The sequence below is a fragment of the Rufibacter tibetensis genome, assembly GCF_001310085.1.
In the GTDB taxonomy this organism is placed as follows: Bacteria; Bacteroidota; Bacteroidia; order Cytophagales; family Hymenobacteraceae; genus Nibribacter; species Nibribacter tibetensis.
Window position 1 is genome coordinate 2,150,957 of record NZ_CP012643.1, and the last position, 16,034, is coordinate 2,166,990.

Below are 16,034 nucleotides of genomic sequence, written 5' to 3' on the forward strand. Positions count from 1 at the left end.
AGGTGATTTCTTATTTGTTTGAGCCAGTGTTGATCATAGCGCAACGGAAACCAATAGTAGATGTGGCAGAATCCTGCTCCATGAAACGACGGGTTCCTGGAGATAACCAGTATGCTACGTCTTTCCAAGAACCACCTTTGAATACACGAACTGTGTTAGTGATCAAAGACTGGAAGCCAGCTACGTCATATAAAGATGAGTCATCTTGTACCCCGTTTCTACGAACCGGGTTTAAGTCTTCCACATCCTGGAAGGAAAGCGGACGGTACACATCTTGTACCCACTCATTCACGTTACCAGCCATATTGTATAGACCGAAGTCATTTGGTGGGTAAGCGTACACATACTCGGTGATCATGGCACCATCATTCAATGAGCCAGCAATACCGGCGTAGTCACCACGGCCACGCTTGAAGTTAGCCAGGAATTGACCTTGTCCTTTACCATAAGGGTTACGCACCTGGTGTCCATCCCAAGGATAGATACGCTTGTTGGTTTGGTTTTCTTCTTCATCTAACTGAGTACCAATCAAAGCTTGGGCAGCGTATTCCCACTCAGCTTCTGTTGGGAGACGGTAGTTCGGAAGAACGGCACCAGACTCAATTGGAGGGGTAGATCCTTCTGCCAATTCGCCATCGAATTTACTAGCCAGATTTTTGTTTACCATGGCTGTTCTCCAGGTACAATAATCCTGCGCTTGTAACCAACTCACCCCTACTACCGGGTAGTAGCGGAAACCTGGGTAACGCAGGTAATAGTTTACATAAGGGTCATTGAAGGAAAGCTCACGCTCCCAAACAGTAGTGTCTGGCAAAGCTTTCGCGTAAATTTCTTCAGAAGAGTCTTTTCTGATATAGTGCAGGTACTCTAACCAGTGAATGTTGGCAACCTCGGCCTCATCCATGTAGAAAGAAGCCACAGTAACGGTACGCTCAATGTTGTCACGGGTCATGGCCACATCTTCCTCAGAAGAACCAAGGGTAGTTCTACCTCCTTCAATAAATACCAAACCTGGACCAGCGGGTACGTTTCTATAGTCTGCTACAGCAAAACCCCCTTCTTCTTCATCATAGGAGATGCCGGTAGCAGTACTATTCTTCCCAGGGTCTTGGCTTGTGGGACGTTTGTTCTTGGAACAGGAGGAAAAAACAATCGCTCCTGCGGCCAACACGTACAGTAAATGTTTAGACAGTTTCATAAAATCGGTAAATACCAGGTAAAATTGTATTCTTTTGGTCAAATGTGGCTTTTAACACGCAATTATATAGAAAATTAGAATGCTGGACAAGCAATGCGATTGTATTTTTTGTCGGAACCTAATCTTTTGAAAATCTTTAAGTAATCCACTTTCTCAAAGGAAAGAACGAGCTCATGAGATGGGCCTATGGCAACGGGGCTTGAAGCCAGTGAGTGCCGGTACCCATATCCTATTTTAAATCCTTTTAGTGTAACGCCAGCTATACCCTGAATAGTACTAGCTAGTGAAGTATTTTTTAAACCGGGTAACATGGTGACTCCCAGACCTAACGTAACAGGCGTAATATTAGCGTATATGCTTGCATCTAAACGGTTAAACGTGCGCTGTTGCGTGTAAGAGAGGGTGGGAATAAAGCTGATTTCCTCAAAATGATCTCTGTCAAAATTGCTTTTTACATAAAATCTATAGCCTGTTTGTACCTGAAAAACCGGAGCCGCTGTGCTGGCTGACATTTCCCCTACTCTAGGATTATTCACATGAAGTCCGGAGAGCCCTACCCAGAACTGTCGTGTGAAAAGAAGCATGCCTCCAGATACTGTTAAATAAGAAGTTCTGTCCAATCCAAAAGTTTCAGCGGTTGGTTGCGTAATGGTACCATCTGGGTTTAGTTGGTCTTCAAAAACTAGTCCGTTAGAAGAAGGGCTTTGAGAGCCGTAGCCCACCTGCATACCGGCACTCAGGTCCAGGTTTTGCCGTAATTTGTTATGGTAAGCATACAGTAGACCAGCCTGAATTTTCTGATAACCTCCTGCCGGTGCCTTGTCATTCATGAACGTGGCTCCAACAGCATTTTTGTTTTCCTCAAAACGGTACTCGCCGCTGGCCCATTGGGTACTGTAGCCGCCATTCACCCCAGTCCATTGGGAGCGGTGCCCGGCAGTGACGCTGTAGTCAGACAATAAACCGGTGTAAGCTGGGTTAAGAAAGAGGCGGTGGGCATACGGCATAACGCTGTAACTTTCCTGTGCCCTTGCTCCCCGGGAAGATAAAAAGAACAACGCACTCGCTAAGACAAGCCCATGTATCCCTTTGGGCTTATAAAGGAACCCACGGCACGCAAATTGCAGAAGCTTGCGGAAGAGTATATTCATCTGAAAATACCTAAACTTACAAGCTGAAAATACATCATTATCAACATGAAGAAAATATTTATAGGTCTGGCAATCTTTCTTGTGGTACTGCTGGCCGCTACGTCTCTTATCCCCGTCTTTTTCAAAGACAAGATAAAAGAGCGCCTTGATAAAGAAATTGCCAAGAGTGTCAACGCCCGGGTTCTATACGAAACAAATAACGTAAGTCTTTCGCTTTTTCGCACATTCCCGGATCTTGGCTTGAACGTGAAAGAACTGACCATAGTAGGGAAAGATTCTTTCCAGAGAGATACCCTTGCCTATCTGCCAAACTTCAATCTTGGGTTAGACCTCATGAGTGTCTTAACCGGTGACCAGATTGAAATTAAATCTGTGCAGATGGATGAGCCCCGCCTGAAGCTGTTGGTGCTCAAAAGCGGAAAAGCCAACTGGGACATTTTCATTCCTGATTCTGCCGCCACTCCTGAAACCCAGGATACCACTGATTTCAAAATGGGCATTGATGAATGGAAAATCAACAATGGGCAGATTGTGTATCAGGACCTGAGCATTCCCTTTGGAGTAAACGCCTACAATGTACAACATACCGGTAGCGGTGATTTGGCCAAGGACATCTTTGACATGAAAACATCTACTCAGGCTGAGCGCTTTACCATGACGTACGGCGGGGTCAATTACATTGAGAACAAGAAGCTGGATGCCGATGTGACCATGGCCATGGACTTGGCTAATGCCAAATACACCTTTAAAGACAACAACTTCCGGATTAATGATTTCGCCTTGGGTATGGCCGGGGCTATTGCCATGCCCACCGATGACATCAACCTGGATTTAACGTTCAAAGCCTTAGAGACTGATTTCAAAAACATCTTCTCCCTAGTACCGGGAGTGTTTACTGACAAGTTTAAAGACGTGAAAACCGATGGTAAAGTAGCTTTCAACGGCTATGTAAAAGGTGTTTTCAATGAAACGACCATGCCCGGGTTTGGAGTAGATCTGAAAATAAACAAGGGAACTTTCCAGTACCCAGATCTTCCGCAGGCTGCCCGCAACATCAACATTGACATGAGCGTGAAGAACACCGATGGTAATGTGGACCACACCATCATAGATTTGCGCAAACTGCACCTTGACTTAGGCAAGAACCCGGTAGATGGAAGAGTACTGATAGACGGGTTAGAGCCCATGAAGATTGATGGTAATCTGCAGGCCAAATTAGACCTAGCTGAAGTTACGAAGGTTTTCCCGTTAGAAGGCACTACCCTGCGCGGCCTGTTGGCGGTGAATGCCCAGGCCAAAGGCGTGTACTTTGAAAAACACATGCCTGTAGTAACGGCTACTTTAAACCTCACCAACGGCTATGTGAAATCTTCTTCGTTTCCGGCACCACTGGAACAGGTGACCGTCGCCTCCACCGTAGTGAACCGGACCGGAAACGCAGCAGATACTGACATCCAGATTTCACGTTTCAGGATGCTTTTGGACAAAGAGCCACTAGAAGGACGAGTAGCCATCAAGAACCTGGCTCAACCCCAGTTTGATGCCGATGTAAGAGGAGTACTGGATTTGACCAAGTTGACCAAAATCATTCCTATTGAAGGTACTACCCTTAGCGGACGCCTGAACGGAAATATCTTAGCTAAAGGTAAGATGACCGACGTGGATGCTGGACGTTATGGTAACGTGCAGGCCAGTGGAACGGTACAGATCGCTAATCTGAATTATAAGAGTGTAGACTTACCACAGGGCATGCGCATCAACTCAGCCAAAGCTACTTTTAACAATGAGCAGGTGGCGCTTCAGCAATTGACCGGGTTCTTAGGCAAGAGTGATGTACAGATGAATGGCACCGTGACAAACTACATGGGCTATTTCTTCTCTGAAAACCAGCCTTTGCGCGGCAATTTTACTTTGCAGTCTAATACCTTCAACGTGAACGAATGGATGGTAGATGAACACACCGGCCAAACGGTTCCTTCTTCCACGCAGGAAGCGCAAGGCCTAGTGAAGGTTCCTGCAAACTTAGACATGGTGTTAACAACCCAGGCTGGCACAGTCATTTATGACAACCTGAAGCTGCAGAACCTAAGTGGGAAAGTGACACTTAAAGATCAAATAGCCAAACTGGAAAACGTTTCTTTCAACACCTTAGGAGGTCAGTTTTCCACCACAGGATCTTATGACTCAAGAGACCTTATCCACCCTAAATTCTCGTTTGGCTTAGATATCAAGAACCTTGATTTTCAACAATCCTTTAACTCTTTTGTGACTATTCAGAAGCTGGCTCCTATCGCTAGATTGTTGAAAGGTGAGTTCTCCTCCAAATTCAACTTTAGTGGCGAATTAGGCAGTGATATGATGCCTTTGATGAGTTCCCTTACCGGAAAAGGCGTGGTGGAAGTAGTGGAAGCAGTAGTTACCAACATACAAGCTCTGAGCAAAATCAGCCAGCTGACCAACCTGAAAGAAGTGCAGAACTTCTCGTTGAAAAATCGGGGCTTTGCCGCTGAAATCATTGGTGGAAACCTGGTGGTGAAACCTTTTGATTTTGCGGTAGGCGACATCAAAATGACAGTAGGTGGCACTAATAACGTCAGTGGAAAAGTAGATTATGTGGTAGCCATGGATGTACCTTCCGGGAAGGTTGGAAATGCCCTGGCTGGTAAGATTACGAGCCTTACGGGTGTGCAAAACCTCAACGGTTTGGAGCGGGTAACGTTGCAGTTGGGCGTAACGGGCAATTACAATGACCCTGCTGTAGCCCTCAAAGGCAGCAGTGTAAAAGCGGAAGCCGCTTCACTGGTAAAACAGGTAGTGACCAATAAATTGGATGATGTAAAAGAGAAGCTGAATGTGAACGTGCCTACCAACACAGACAGCATCAAAGCTGAACTGACCAAACGCCAACAGGAAGTGGAATTGAGGGCCCGTCAGGAATTAGACAAGAAAAGACTGGAGGCAGAGCAAAAACTCAGGTCCGAAGCAAAGTCAAGATTAAACAAACTTCTCTTACCTAAAAAGCCAACTGCCTCTCCGCCAGTAGATACCACCAAACAGTAATCTGAATAGAGCCGTTTTTCGGGAATTGTCCTAAAAACGGCTCTATTTTTGTATATAAGTTTTCCGCCGCTCTTGTTTTAGGGCGGTTATTAGGAAAATATAACTTTTTATGAAAAACAGATTACTTTTTGGATTAATGTGGATGGCTGCCCTTGGGTTTGCCTCTTGTTCAGATGAGAGAGACCCTTCTGGTTCTGCCCGCATGGAAGTACGCCTAACTGATGCTCCCGGTAACTATGACGAAGTGAACGTGGACATCCGTTCTGTGCAGATTCACCGCGAAACCAATGACGACGGTACTGGCTGGACTACGTTGGACCACATCACGCCCGGCGTGTACAACCTCTTGGATTTCGCGAATGGCCGTGATACTTTATTAGCCAGTGCTACCCTTCCTGCTGGTCGCATTTCTCAGATACGATTGGTGCTTGGGGAGAACAACTCTTTAAAGTTAAAAGGGGAAACCTCTACCCGTCCTCTTACTACTCCCAGCGGACAAACTTCGGGGCTGAAGCTTCAGATCAATGCCGATCTGTTAGCAGACGTAACGTACGTTTTACTGTTAGACTTTGATGCTGCTAAGTCAGTTGTTCCACGTGGTAACAGCGGCCAGTATAACCTTAAACCGGTAATCAGAACGTTAACGCAGGGAGTGGCCGGTGGCATTAGAGGATCAGTAATCCCTGCCGCTGCCAAGCCAGGAATTTTTGTGATCTCAGCGGCTAACGACACCATTGGCGGTTTTGCAGATGATGCCGGCCGGTTCCTGATCAAAGGTGTTCCGGCAGGGACCTACAAGGTGCAATTCAGCACAACCGCACCTTACAAGAACAAAGAGCTGACCAACATTGTAGTAACCAATGACAGAATCACAGAAATAGCACCCGTTGATTTAAACTAGCTATTTCTATCACAACCATAAAAGAAGAGGGGAAGCCACGGTGGCTTCCCCTCTTCTTTTATGGTTGAACTACTGTTTCAAGGCTGATTTTCTGAAAACAGCTTTAAAACAGCGTTTGTTATCAGATCTCCAGGTCCTGGCCGTACTGAATGCGCACGTACGTAACGTAGTCAGAGTTGATGGGCTCATGACCAGCTAACCGCAATTCGCGAGCTACCTGACCGCGGTGGTAGGTGGCGTGGTTGATGGCGTGGGTAAGAATGTCCTGTACCTTGGTAGAATAGGCTTTGCCTTGGGTGTTGGTGTACTCAATGGTACGGTTCAGTTCGGCTTCATCAGCGTTGGCGTAGAGCTCAGCTAGCTTGGCAGACGTTTGCTCATGCAGTTGGTGCAGCTCTTGCAGGGAATGTCTTTGCAGAACAGTTACCGGGCTTTTAGTGCCAGTGATGCGCGCAATCCAGATGGCTTGAGCATTTAAAACGTGGCTGAACATAAGTTGGGCATAATCAGGAAGATCTCCCTGAATGCGATCCAGGCTTTTGAGTATGCGCCAGTTGGCCCATACGTTATATTCTGTGAGGTTCTTAAGTACGTCGTTTGTAGTCATTGGTCAGATAAATTGGGGTACAGGATGGGCTTCTGCCTTTTAGAATCGGGCAAAAGTAGTAAACGTGGGGGTTAGAAAGAATGTTTACGTATACTTTTGCAGCAACTCCCAGAGGTGCGGTATGAAAACCAGCAGTCCGGCTGCAGAAGCGGCTAAGGAAGCAATCAGCACCGCACCTGCGGCTATGTCTTTCGCTTTGCCTGCTAACGGGTGGAAGTCCGGAGAAACCAAATTTACCACTACTTCTAAAGCGGTATTGAAGAGTTCGGCCATCCAGACCAAGCCAATGGCAAAGCAGATTACTACCCATTCTATTGTAGTCAGGCCCAGGTAGAACCCAGCCGCTATCACCAACCCAGCTGAAATAACATGCCAGCGCATGTTGACCTCAGATTTAAACGCCGCCGATATTCCTTTCAAAGCGTAGCCAAAGCTATTCAAACGGCTTCTTATAAAGGTTGGGCGTCTTTTTTCCATCTTTAGACCATACGAGATAAAGATACGGCAGATGCAAGTTCTGTTATTCAGCAATCCTTACCAAACAGATCTTCCACCTCATCTTTATTACGGAAAGACCATTACAAGAAAGGCCACTCACCGGTGGCCTTTCTTGTAATGGTCTCAGTGCAAGTGCTGGAAGTTACACCTTGATGATGATATTCTTTTTGTACATGACCCAAAGAATGATCATCCAGAAGAAAATCCACGTTAGGGCCCAGGCCAAAGAAGCATTGTAGGGACTCAGGTGTGGTGTGTAGAAGGATTCATAAAGGAAGGTTTTACTGTCTACCTCCCCTGCTGGTGTGTTTACTTTGATCATGCCCATAATTCTGGGGATTAGGCCAGAAAGGAAGAACACCGTGATGGCATTTACTCCATAGACTAAGAAAGGGGTGGTGAATCTCTGGTATCCTTTTACGTCAATGAGCCAGTAACACAAACCTAACCCTAGCATGGCCAGGCCTGCGGTATACAGCACATAGGAGCTTGTCCAGAGGCTTTTGTTAATAGGGAAATGAAGATCCCATATAAGACCCAGGCAGGTGCAAATGACGCCCCACACCATAAGCCAGGCAATTTTGTTTCCAGCGTCATCTTTCTTTTTAAGCCACTGCCCCGCCAGAACTCCTATAAGGGCAGTAGCTACCGCTGGTAAGGTGCTTAAGATGCCTTCGGGGTCCCAGACTTTGGTTGATTTCCAGAGATGACCGGGTAGCAAGGTGTTGTCTAGCCAGGCAGCCAAATTTGTGGTAGGAAGCAGGTTAGATTCTCCAATGCCAGGTACTGGCACAAACATCATAAGAACCCAGTAGCCCACCAGCACGGAGGAGAGAATGATGATTTGGGTACGTTTTTCTGTTTTCAGGAAGATAATGGCGGCAATGATGAACACTACTCCAATCCGCTGTAATACCCCCGGAATCCGGACCGCTTCAAACTCAAATTTCGGAAAAAGGGCCAGAAACAGACCTAAGGCAAACAAGGTAAGCCCCCGCCTGATGATCCTTCCAATTGTTTTAGAGTGATTTTCAGGAGCCAGCTTTGCTCCAGATAGGGCATAGGCAATGGATACACCTACTATAAAGAGAAAGAAGGGAAACACAAGATCTGTGGGGGTGCATCCATGCCAGGCAGCGTGCCTGAGCGGGGCATAGATTTTTCCCCAGTTGCCCGGATTGTTCACCAGGATCATGGAAAGCACTGTGATTCCTCTAAAAACATCTAATGACCTGAGTCTTGGCCTGGCAAGAGCGCCGGAAGCTTCATTAGCCGTAAGCTTCTCAGAGGGTTGAGGTGAGGTGGAGGTAGTGTTCACAGCTAGGACAGGTTGAGGTTGAAAGCATAAATATCAAATGGAAGAGGTCACCAGTTTTAAGCAGGTTTTCAGGAAATACCAGCTAAGCTGTGGCCCATCAGGATAGAAGAATCACCCTGCAGGAAATAAATCTACTTCAATTTGGCTCTTTTTTACACACTTTTATAATTAATGAATTCTTTAATAAACATTAGTTATATTTAAAAAATCATTTACTGAATAAGCTTAATAAAAAATATTATTAATTATACTTAGGATTATATGGTAATCCTTCTTATATTTTCTAACTTTACTGAGCCTCACAGTTTCTGATTAATTTCGCTTTTTATATAAAAGGGTCTACTTTTGGCAGGTTCTTTTATAGTTTTCATTAAACAAGCTGCTTTTATAGCAAAATACGCAAGAAGTGGTGCATTAAAAAGATAGTGGTTGAATATAGGGTTGATTGGGTTTGTCTTCTCTGTGCACCTACTTACCCGTACTGTCTTCATCTCTGATTCTTCTAACCCTAATGTGCCTATGAAATGAGTTCCTCCCCATTTTCAGGTTTCTACAGACCATCAACAAATCAATCAGTTCTACTAACTCCTTTTTTATGAAAATAATGTTACGGCTACTTTTATTTGCCTTGAGCCTCTGCATTGCTCAGGCAGGTTTTGCCCAAAGCAAAACCATTACCGGAAGGGTGACTTCTTCTGATGACGGCTCTGCCATGCCTGGCGTGAGTGTGGTAGTAAAAGGCACTACCAATGGTACCTCAACAGATACCGATGGGCGGTACTCTATTCAGGCAACACCAGGAAGTGTGCTGATTTTTACCTTTATTGGGTCTGTTGCGCAGGAGCATTCTGTAGGTGATGCCAGTACCATAGATGTGAGACTAGGGTCAGATGCCAAGGCACTTGATGAAGTAGTGGTGGTAGGGTATGGTACTCAGAAGCGAAGTGATGTTACTGGCGCTGTCTCTACCGTTGATACCAAAGTGCTGGAAGCAAGGCCTGTAACGGATGTGGCTCGTGCTCTGCAAGGAACAACGCCAGGCTTAACTATCACAAGCCCTTCAGGCCAGATTGGGCAAAATCCTGCTATCAGATTACGAGGTATGACTGGTACCTTGAGCCCAGGCGGCGGAGGTGCTCAGCCATTGATCTTAGTAGACAACGTGGAGATACCAAGCTTGCAGCTAGTAAACCCTGAAGACATTGAATCTATTTCTGTTCTGAAAGATGCCGCCTCTGCTTCTATCTATGGAGCCAGAGCAGCCTGGGGGGTAATTTTGATTACAACTAAATCTGGAAAAAAGGGAGCTCCTACCCGAGTAAACTACAATAACAACTTCTCCTTTAATAAACCAACCCAAACCCCTGAGTTAGCTTCTGCCGCAGATGCCGGAGCCATGGCACTTGCTACGGCCAGAAGAAGAAACCCTAACTTAACCGAGATGGGTATAGTGGGTGTTTACTTTGATGACCTCGCTATCCAGAAGATGCGTGACTGGGAAACACAGTACGGTGGACAGGATTTAGGAAACGAAATGGTGATGGGCCGTGACTTTGAAGTAAGAAATGGCCGCCTGTTCTTCTACAGATCTTGGGACATTTCTGAAATGTACATGCGTGAATGGACGCCTATGCAGAAGCATGACCTGTCTGTTTCTGGCGGAAGCGAGAAAACCACATTCCACATTGGTGCGGGTTACTTGGGCCAAAAAGGTGTGTTGAAAGTAAACCCAGATGAATTCAACCGGTACACCTTGAATCTTAATGTTACTACTAGTGTAACCGATTGGCTAGATACAAGAGCCAGAGTTCTGTATGCAAATACCTTAACAACTGAGCCTTTCAACTTTGGTTCTGCTACGTATGATCCTTGGTATTATTTATACAGATGGCCAACTAACTTCCCTTATGGTACCTATGAAGGCAAGCCTTTCAGAAGTGCCATTACAGAAGTAGAGCAGGCTAAAATGAATGAAAACCGGAACTCTCTTTCAAGAATAGCGGTAGGTGGTACTCTTAAGCCCCTACCAGGTCTGACCATAGACGGTGACTTTACTTATAATAACTACAACGGACAGGTTCACCAAACAGGTGGGTCAGTAACTGCCTACAACTACTGGACCGGGGGAGGAACCTGGCCATACGGCCCGTACACCACAGCGGCCTATGACAAAGTTAGGTATGAGACTTCCCGTAGAGAGCAATTAACAGGTAAGGCATTTGCAACTTATAAGAAAGACATCAATGATCACTCCTTTAAAGTGATAGTAGGAGGTGACATTGAGGAAATGGAGTACTGGTGGCATGCGTCTGAAAGAAGAGGCTTACTAAACCCTAACCAAGGAGAGCTTCCCCTTGCCACTGGAGACCAGTTAGTGTTTGGTGACCGTGACACCTGGGCAACCCTTGGAACGTTTGGTCGTCTTAACTATACCTTTAAAAACAAGTACCTTTTAGAGGTGAACGGCCGTTATGACGGTTCTTCCCGATTGTCTAAAGATAAGAAATGGGGCTTTTTCCCTTCTATGTCTGCCGGTTACGTAATCACTGAAGAGCCATTCATGCAGTTTACCCAGCCTGTTCTATCCTTCTTAAAATTAAGAGGATCTTGGGGAGCGATTGGTAATCAAAACGCCAACATCAACAATATTTACTCTACCATGGCTTCTGGTAACTCAGGTTGGGTAATGGGCGGAGTAAATACCCTTCAGGTTGGAACTCCTGCCTATATTGCAGACCTTACCTGGGAAACCGTTTCTACCCTTGACCTTGGGTTTGACTCCAGATTCTTAAAAGACAAACTTGGTGTGACCTTTGATTGGTATGAAAGAAAGACTACTGATATGCACAGCCCGGGTCTTGTGTTACCAGTTACTTTAGGGGCTGGAGTTCCTTTGAGAAACTTTGGTGAGTTAACTACTACTGGATGGGAAGTAGCCGTTGATTTCAACCATACTTTCAAAAATGACTTCAGGATTAATGCTACTGCTACTCTCTCTGATTTCAAAGAAGTGGTTACTGAGTACGCCGACAACACCGGTATCAACGCAAACAGACCAGGCAGAAGACTTGGTGACATCTGGGGCTTTGAGACAGACCGTTACTTCACCAAAGCAGACTTTGAGCAAGATGCTAGTGGCAAATTGGTTTTAAAAAATGGGAAGTATGTTCTGAAAGAAGGTATCCCTACCCAGGCATTGTTTGAGAGTGGCTGGTTCTTCTATGGCCCAGGTGATATTAAATACAAAGACCTGAATGGCGACGGTAAAATCACGCGTGGTGCCGGAACAGTAACCGACCCAGGTGATATGAAAGTGATTGGTAACTCTACTCCTCGTTATCAATACGGTCTACGCTTAGGTGCAGAATGGAAAGGATTTGACTTAGGTGTGTTCTTCCAAGGGGTGGGCAAACGTGACTTCTGGGGATCTGGTGCCATCATCATCCCAGGTTTCAGAGCGGGTGAAGCAACGTACTTTGCACATCAGTTAGACTACTGGACAGAAGAAAATCCTAATGCCTTCTACCCACGCTTGACAGACGCTGAGCAGTCAAATAACGGCAGAAACTTCCTGCCTCAAACCAAATACCTGCTTGACTTATCTTACATGAGAGTAAAGAACCTGTCTGTTGGCTATACTTTACCTAAAGCCCTTACCCAGAGGGCTAAAATAGAGAGAGTGCGCGTTTACTTCAGCGGTGAGAACCTCTTCACCTTTGATAAATTAGGCGATATCCCAATGGATCCTGAAGTAGACTATACTACTGCCGGATTGAATGACGGAGCAACTTTCGGTCGTGTTTACCCTTACCAAACCAATCTGTCATTTGGTCTACAGGTAACCCTATAATTTGTAAAAGCATGAAAACAAGAATAGTTACAGTTTTATTCTTAGCACTGACATTTTTTGGGTGCGAAGATTTTCTTGAGACACCTCCAGCAGACACCTTGACGGATGAAACCTACTGGACAAATGAAACAAGCGTAAGAACCTTCTCTTACGGGTTCTACACTGCTTATTTCTCTGGCTACGGTTCTGGTAATACCTGGGGAAGATACTTCTCTGGCCAAGGCTTGAACGATGACTTTGCCCCTACTGCCCCGGCGCAGTTTACCCCAAATGCTGTTCCTGCTTCTGGTGGTGGTTGGTCTTTCACCTGGGTGAGAAAAGCCAACATCTTCATTAACCGTGTCCAAACGGTGCCTATGGATCAAGCTGCCATTAACCACTGGAGAGGAATTGGACGTTTCTTCAGAGCAATGGAGTACCATGACCTGACAAAGAGCTTTGGTGATGTTCCATGGTATAGCAATGCACTGACTGAAACTGAAGTAGAGCAGCTGTACAAACCACGTGATTCCCGCACACTGGTAATGGATAGCGTTTTGGCTGACTTCAAATATGCCGCTGAGCACGTGCGCCTTGAAAATGGCCCAAAGGGCTTAACGGTAAACAAAGACGTAGTTTTGGCTTATATGTCACGGGTGTTCTTGTTTGAGGGAACCTGGCAGAAGTACCACAATAACAACACCGCCAAAGCGGCAGAATACTTAGAGGCTGCTAAGTGGGCCGCTAATGAGGTGATCAAGTCTGGCAGATACCGTTTAGGCAACTACAGAGAAGTATTCAACTCTCTTTCTCTGGCAGGTAACACAGAAGTGATTCTTTATAGAGAATATGTAGCCGGTACCCTTACCCACGCTCTTAATAGCTACAACAACAAAGAGCCACAGACCGGACCTTCTAAAGACCTGATTGATTCTTACCTGGCCAATGACGGGCTTCCAATCAGAGTTTCAACTGTCTACCAAGGTGACCAAGGTATTGCGAAAGTAATGGCGAACAGAGACCCAAGAATTAGCCAGACGTTTGTAACGAACCAGCTTAGATTGAACGGAATTGCAGGTAACTACTCCACCACTGGGTATGCTACTCACAAATTCCTGAACGAAGCCATCAAAGACCTGCCTGAAGGAAGCCTGAGCGGTAACCCAACCGATGCTCCTGTGATTCGGTACGGAGAAGTGCTTGTTAACTACGCTGAAGCTGCAGCAGAATTAGCCACAGTAGGTGGACCAGCCGTAACCCAGAATGATCTGAACATTTCTGTGAATGTGCTGAGAAGCAGACCAGGAATTAACATCCCGCATCTACAGGTGATGGGTGGTCTACCAGCAGTGGCTGGCAAGGTGTATGATGACCCAGAAAGAGACCCTTCAGTTCCGTCTTTGATTTGGGAAATCCGCCGTGAAAGAAGAATTGAACTGGTGTTTGAAGGCTTCAGACTAGACGACCTGAAGAGATGGAAGAAATTAGAGTACACCAATACGCTAACGAACCCAGAAATCAACATGGGCGCCTGGATCAGAAAAGCTGATCATCCGGGAATCAGTGCTGCAGTGGTACTTGATAAGAGCCAGAACGATCCAGAAGGTTATATCACTCCAGCCTGGACTGCTGCCACTCAGAGAACCATCACAGATCCTAAGTTCTTTTTGAACCCACTTCCGCTGGACCAGATCGTGCTTTACAAAGAAAAAGGGGTAACCCTTACTCAGAACCCAGGTTGGCAATAAGTACACTCTGTGATCTCTAAACTAAAACAGAAAGGCCCGCAAGTTGCGGGCCTTTCTGTTTTAGTTTTTTTAGGAAACTGCTCTGAAAATAAATTATGAGTATCTCTTCGCTAAAGGATTTTTAAGCTATAAGCTTCCTGTAAACAGAGATGCCCTTCCGCAGCAGCAAAAGGGCATCTCTGTTTGAATTACATTTTAGCCAAAAGAGGCTATAAACAAATTATTTCTTTAAGCTTCCAATCATGTCTTCAGGACGTACCCACTCCGTGAACTGCTCATCGGTGAGTAAGCCTAAGTCAAGAGCGGCTTGACGCAGGGTAGTACCTTCTTTATGGGCCTTCTTCGCGATTTTAGCGGCGTTGTCATAGCCTACGTGCGGGTTCAGGGCAGTTACCAGCATGAGGGAGTTCTCCAGTTGGCGCTTGATCACCTCATAGTTCGGCTCAATACCTACCGCGCAGTGCTTGTCAAACGAGTCACAGGCGTCGCCTAATAAGCGGGCGCTCATGAGCAGGTTGAAAATCATCATCGGTTTGAACACGTTCAGCTCGAAGTGGCCGTTCATGCCCCCTACTGAGATAGCCACGTCATTCCCGATTACCTGCGCGCATACCATGGTCATGGCTTCGGCCTGGGTTGGGTTTACTTTACCGGGCATGATGGATGAACCCGGCTCGTTCTCTGGGATGATGATTTCCCCGATACCTGAACGCGGACCAGAAGCCAGTAAACGGATGTCATTGGCAATTTTCATTAAGCTTACCGCCAGTTGCTTCAACGCACCGGAAGTTTCCACAATGGCGTCATGGGCGGCCAGAGACTCAAACTTGTTTTCAGCAGTTCTCAAAGGCAAACCAGAGAATTCTGCAATCTTCTGGGCTACTAATTCGGCATAGCCTTGTGGGGTGTTCAGACCAGTTCCTACGGCAGAACCACCTAAAGCAAGTTCGCTCAGGTGATCTAAGGTATTTTTAAGGGCACGCATGCCATGGTCCAGTTGAGACACATAACCAGAAAGCTCTTGGCCTAAAGTCAACGGCGTGGCGTCCATTAAGTGCGTACGGCCAATCTTCACCACGTTCATGTACTCCTGTGACTTGGCGTGCAGCGTATCGCGCAGTTTCTGCACCATAGGCAGGGTATGCTCAGCCACTACCTTGTAACCTGCAATGTGCATGGCGGTCGGGAAGGTGTCGTTAGAAGACTGGGATTTGTTTACGTCGTCATTCGGGTGGATTTTCTTTTTCTCATCCATCAGGTCGCCGCCCAGCAATACGTGCGCGCGGTTGGCTACCACCTCGTTCACGTTCATGTTGCTTTGTGTACCAGAACCGGTCTGCCAAACTACCAGTGGAAACTCATCAAAAAGCTCACCAGCTAAAATCTCGTCGCACACGCGGCCGATGATCTCGGCTTTGTCTTGGGGCAGAACGCCTAGTTCAGAGTTGGTGTAAGCAGCAGCTTTCTTCAGAATGGCGAAAGCCTCTACAACTTCGCGGGGCATCAACTGGCCCCCAATGGTGAAGTTTTCTTTGGACCGTTGGGTCTGGGCACCCCAGTATTTATCGGCGGGCACCTCTACCGGGCCCATAGTGTCTTTCTCTATACGTACGCTCATGTCTGTTAGAAAATGGTGAATAGGTTAGATGCTTCAAAACTACGGAATTATTCAGAAAAGCGGACGTTCATTCTTCCGCCCGCTTTGAGTCTGTTTTCTGGAAAAG

General features: G+C 46.3%; 10 protein-coding genes. 4 read left to right on the forward strand and 6 right to left on the reverse strand.

The features are described 5' to 3' along the window. Nucleotides 1-10 precede the first annotated feature (10 nt). The gene (gene gldJ / locus DC20_RS08560; protein ID WP_062545877.1) at nucleotides 11-1,198 is read right to left on the reverse strand and encodes a gliding motility lipoprotein GldJ; all 1,188 of its coding nucleotides are present in this window, start codon (nucleotides 1,196-1,198) and stop codon (nucleotides 11-13) included. 74 nt (nucleotides 1,199-1,272) lie between these two features. Beyond that, entirely contained in the window at nucleotides 1,273-2,349 is a 1,077-nt protein-coding gene (locus DC20_RS08565) for a PorP/SprF family type IX secretion system membrane protein (RefSeq protein ID WP_071885411.1), read from the reverse strand. A 45-nt stretch (nucleotides 2,350-2,394) separates the two neighbouring features. Here DC20_RS08565 and DC20_RS08570 point away from each other — a divergent pair, with 45 nt between their 5' ends. Further along, nucleotides 2,395-5,409 carry an AsmA family protein gene (locus tag DC20_RS08570; protein WP_062543450.1) on the forward strand — a complete coding sequence of 1,005 codons (3,015 nt, stop codon included), beginning with the start codon at nucleotides 2,395-2,397 and terminating at the stop codon, nucleotides 5,407-5,409. A 109-nt stretch (nucleotides 5,410-5,518) separates the two neighbouring features. Beyond that, on the forward strand, nucleotides 5,519-6,310 hold the full coding sequence (locus DC20_RS08575; RefSeq protein WP_062543451.1) for a DUF4382 domain-containing protein: 792 nt from the start codon (nucleotides 5,519-5,521) through the stop codon (nucleotides 6,308-6,310). A gap of 121 nt (nucleotides 6,311-6,431) precedes the next feature. Here DC20_RS08575 and DC20_RS08580 read toward each other — a convergent pair whose 3' ends face one another. The 3 genes from DC20_RS08580 to DC20_RS08590 all read right to left on the reverse strand — a co-directional run bounded on the left by DC20_RS08580 (nucleotide 6,432) and on the right by DC20_RS08590 (nucleotide 8,733). Beyond that, complete coding sequence (locus DC20_RS08580) at nucleotides 6,432-6,917, reverse strand: DinB family protein (RefSeq protein WP_062543452.1); 486 nt, start codon at nucleotides 6,915-6,917, stop codon at nucleotides 6,432-6,434. Between the two features lie 84 nt (nucleotides 6,918-7,001). Continuing rightward, complete coding sequence (locus DC20_RS08585) at nucleotides 7,002-7,394, reverse strand: diacylglycerol kinase (protein ID WP_062543453.1); 393 nt, start codon at nucleotides 7,392-7,394, stop codon at nucleotides 7,002-7,004. 163 nt (nucleotides 7,395-7,557) lie between these two features. Next, nucleotides 7,558-8,733, reverse strand: a complete 1,176-nt coding sequence (locus tag DC20_RS08590) for an acyltransferase family protein (protein WP_071885412.1) — start codon at nucleotides 8,731-8,733, stop codon at nucleotides 7,558-7,560. Nucleotides 8,734-9,328: 595 nt separating this feature from the next. Between DC20_RS08590 and DC20_RS08600 the strand changes: the two genes are divergently transcribed. Together DC20_RS08600 and DC20_RS08605 are read left to right on the forward strand one after the other, a co-directional pair. Continuing rightward, on the forward strand, nucleotides 9,329-12,583 hold the full coding sequence (locus DC20_RS08600; RefSeq protein ID WP_083470280.1) for a SusC/RagA family TonB-linked outer membrane protein: 3,255 nt from the start codon (nucleotides 9,329-9,331) through the stop codon (nucleotides 12,581-12,583). An 11-nt stretch (nucleotides 12,584-12,594) separates the two neighbouring features. Continuing rightward, nucleotides 12,595-14,310, forward strand: a complete 1,716-nt coding sequence (locus tag DC20_RS08605) for a RagB/SusD family nutrient uptake outer membrane protein (protein WP_062543457.1) — start codon at nucleotides 12,595-12,597, stop codon at nucleotides 14,308-14,310. Between the two features lie 220 nt (nucleotides 14,311-14,530). Here DC20_RS08605 and fumC read toward each other — a convergent pair whose 3' ends face one another. Next, entirely contained in the window at nucleotides 14,531-15,928 is a 1,398-nt protein-coding gene (gene fumC / locus DC20_RS08610; protein ID WP_062543458.1) for a class II fumarate hydratase, read from the reverse strand. Nucleotides 15,929-16,034: the final 106 nt, after the last annotated feature.

What these genes read in the sequence shown, in the direction of transcription:
- gldJ (WP_062545877.1), bottom strand. Translation starts at nt 1,198, where the DNA reads ATGAAACTGTCTAAACATTTACTGTACGTGTTGGCCGCAGGAGCGATT.
- DC20_RS08565 (WP_071885411.1), bottom strand. Translation starts at nt 2,349, where the DNA reads ATGAATATACTCTTCCGCAAGCTTCTGCAATTTGCGTGCCGTGGGTTC.
- DC20_RS08570 (WP_062543450.1), top strand. Translation starts at nt 2,395, where the DNA reads ATGAAGAAAATATTTATAGGTCTGGCAATCTTTCTTGTGGTACTGCTG.
- DC20_RS08575 (WP_062543451.1), top strand. Translation starts at nt 5,519, where the DNA reads ATGAAAAACAGATTACTTTTTGGATTAATGTGGATGGCTGCCCTTGGG.
- DC20_RS08580 (WP_062543452.1), bottom strand. Translation starts at nt 6,917, where the DNA reads ATGACTACAAACGACGTACTTAAGAACCTCACAGAATATAACGTATGG.
- DC20_RS08585 (WP_062543453.1), bottom strand. Translation starts at nt 7,394, where the DNA reads ATGGAAAAAAGACGCCCAACCTTTATAAGAAGCCGTTTGAATAGCTTT.
- DC20_RS08600 (WP_083470280.1), top strand. Translation starts at nt 9,329, where the DNA reads ATGAAAATAATGTTACGGCTACTTTTATTTGCCTTGAGCCTCTGCATT.
- DC20_RS08605 (WP_062543457.1), top strand. Translation starts at nt 12,595, where the DNA reads ATGAAAACAAGAATAGTTACAGTTTTATTCTTAGCACTGACATTTTTT.
- fumC (WP_062543458.1), bottom strand. Translation starts at nt 15,928, where the DNA reads ATGAGCGTACGTATAGAGAAAGACACTATGGGCCCGGTAGAGGTGCCC.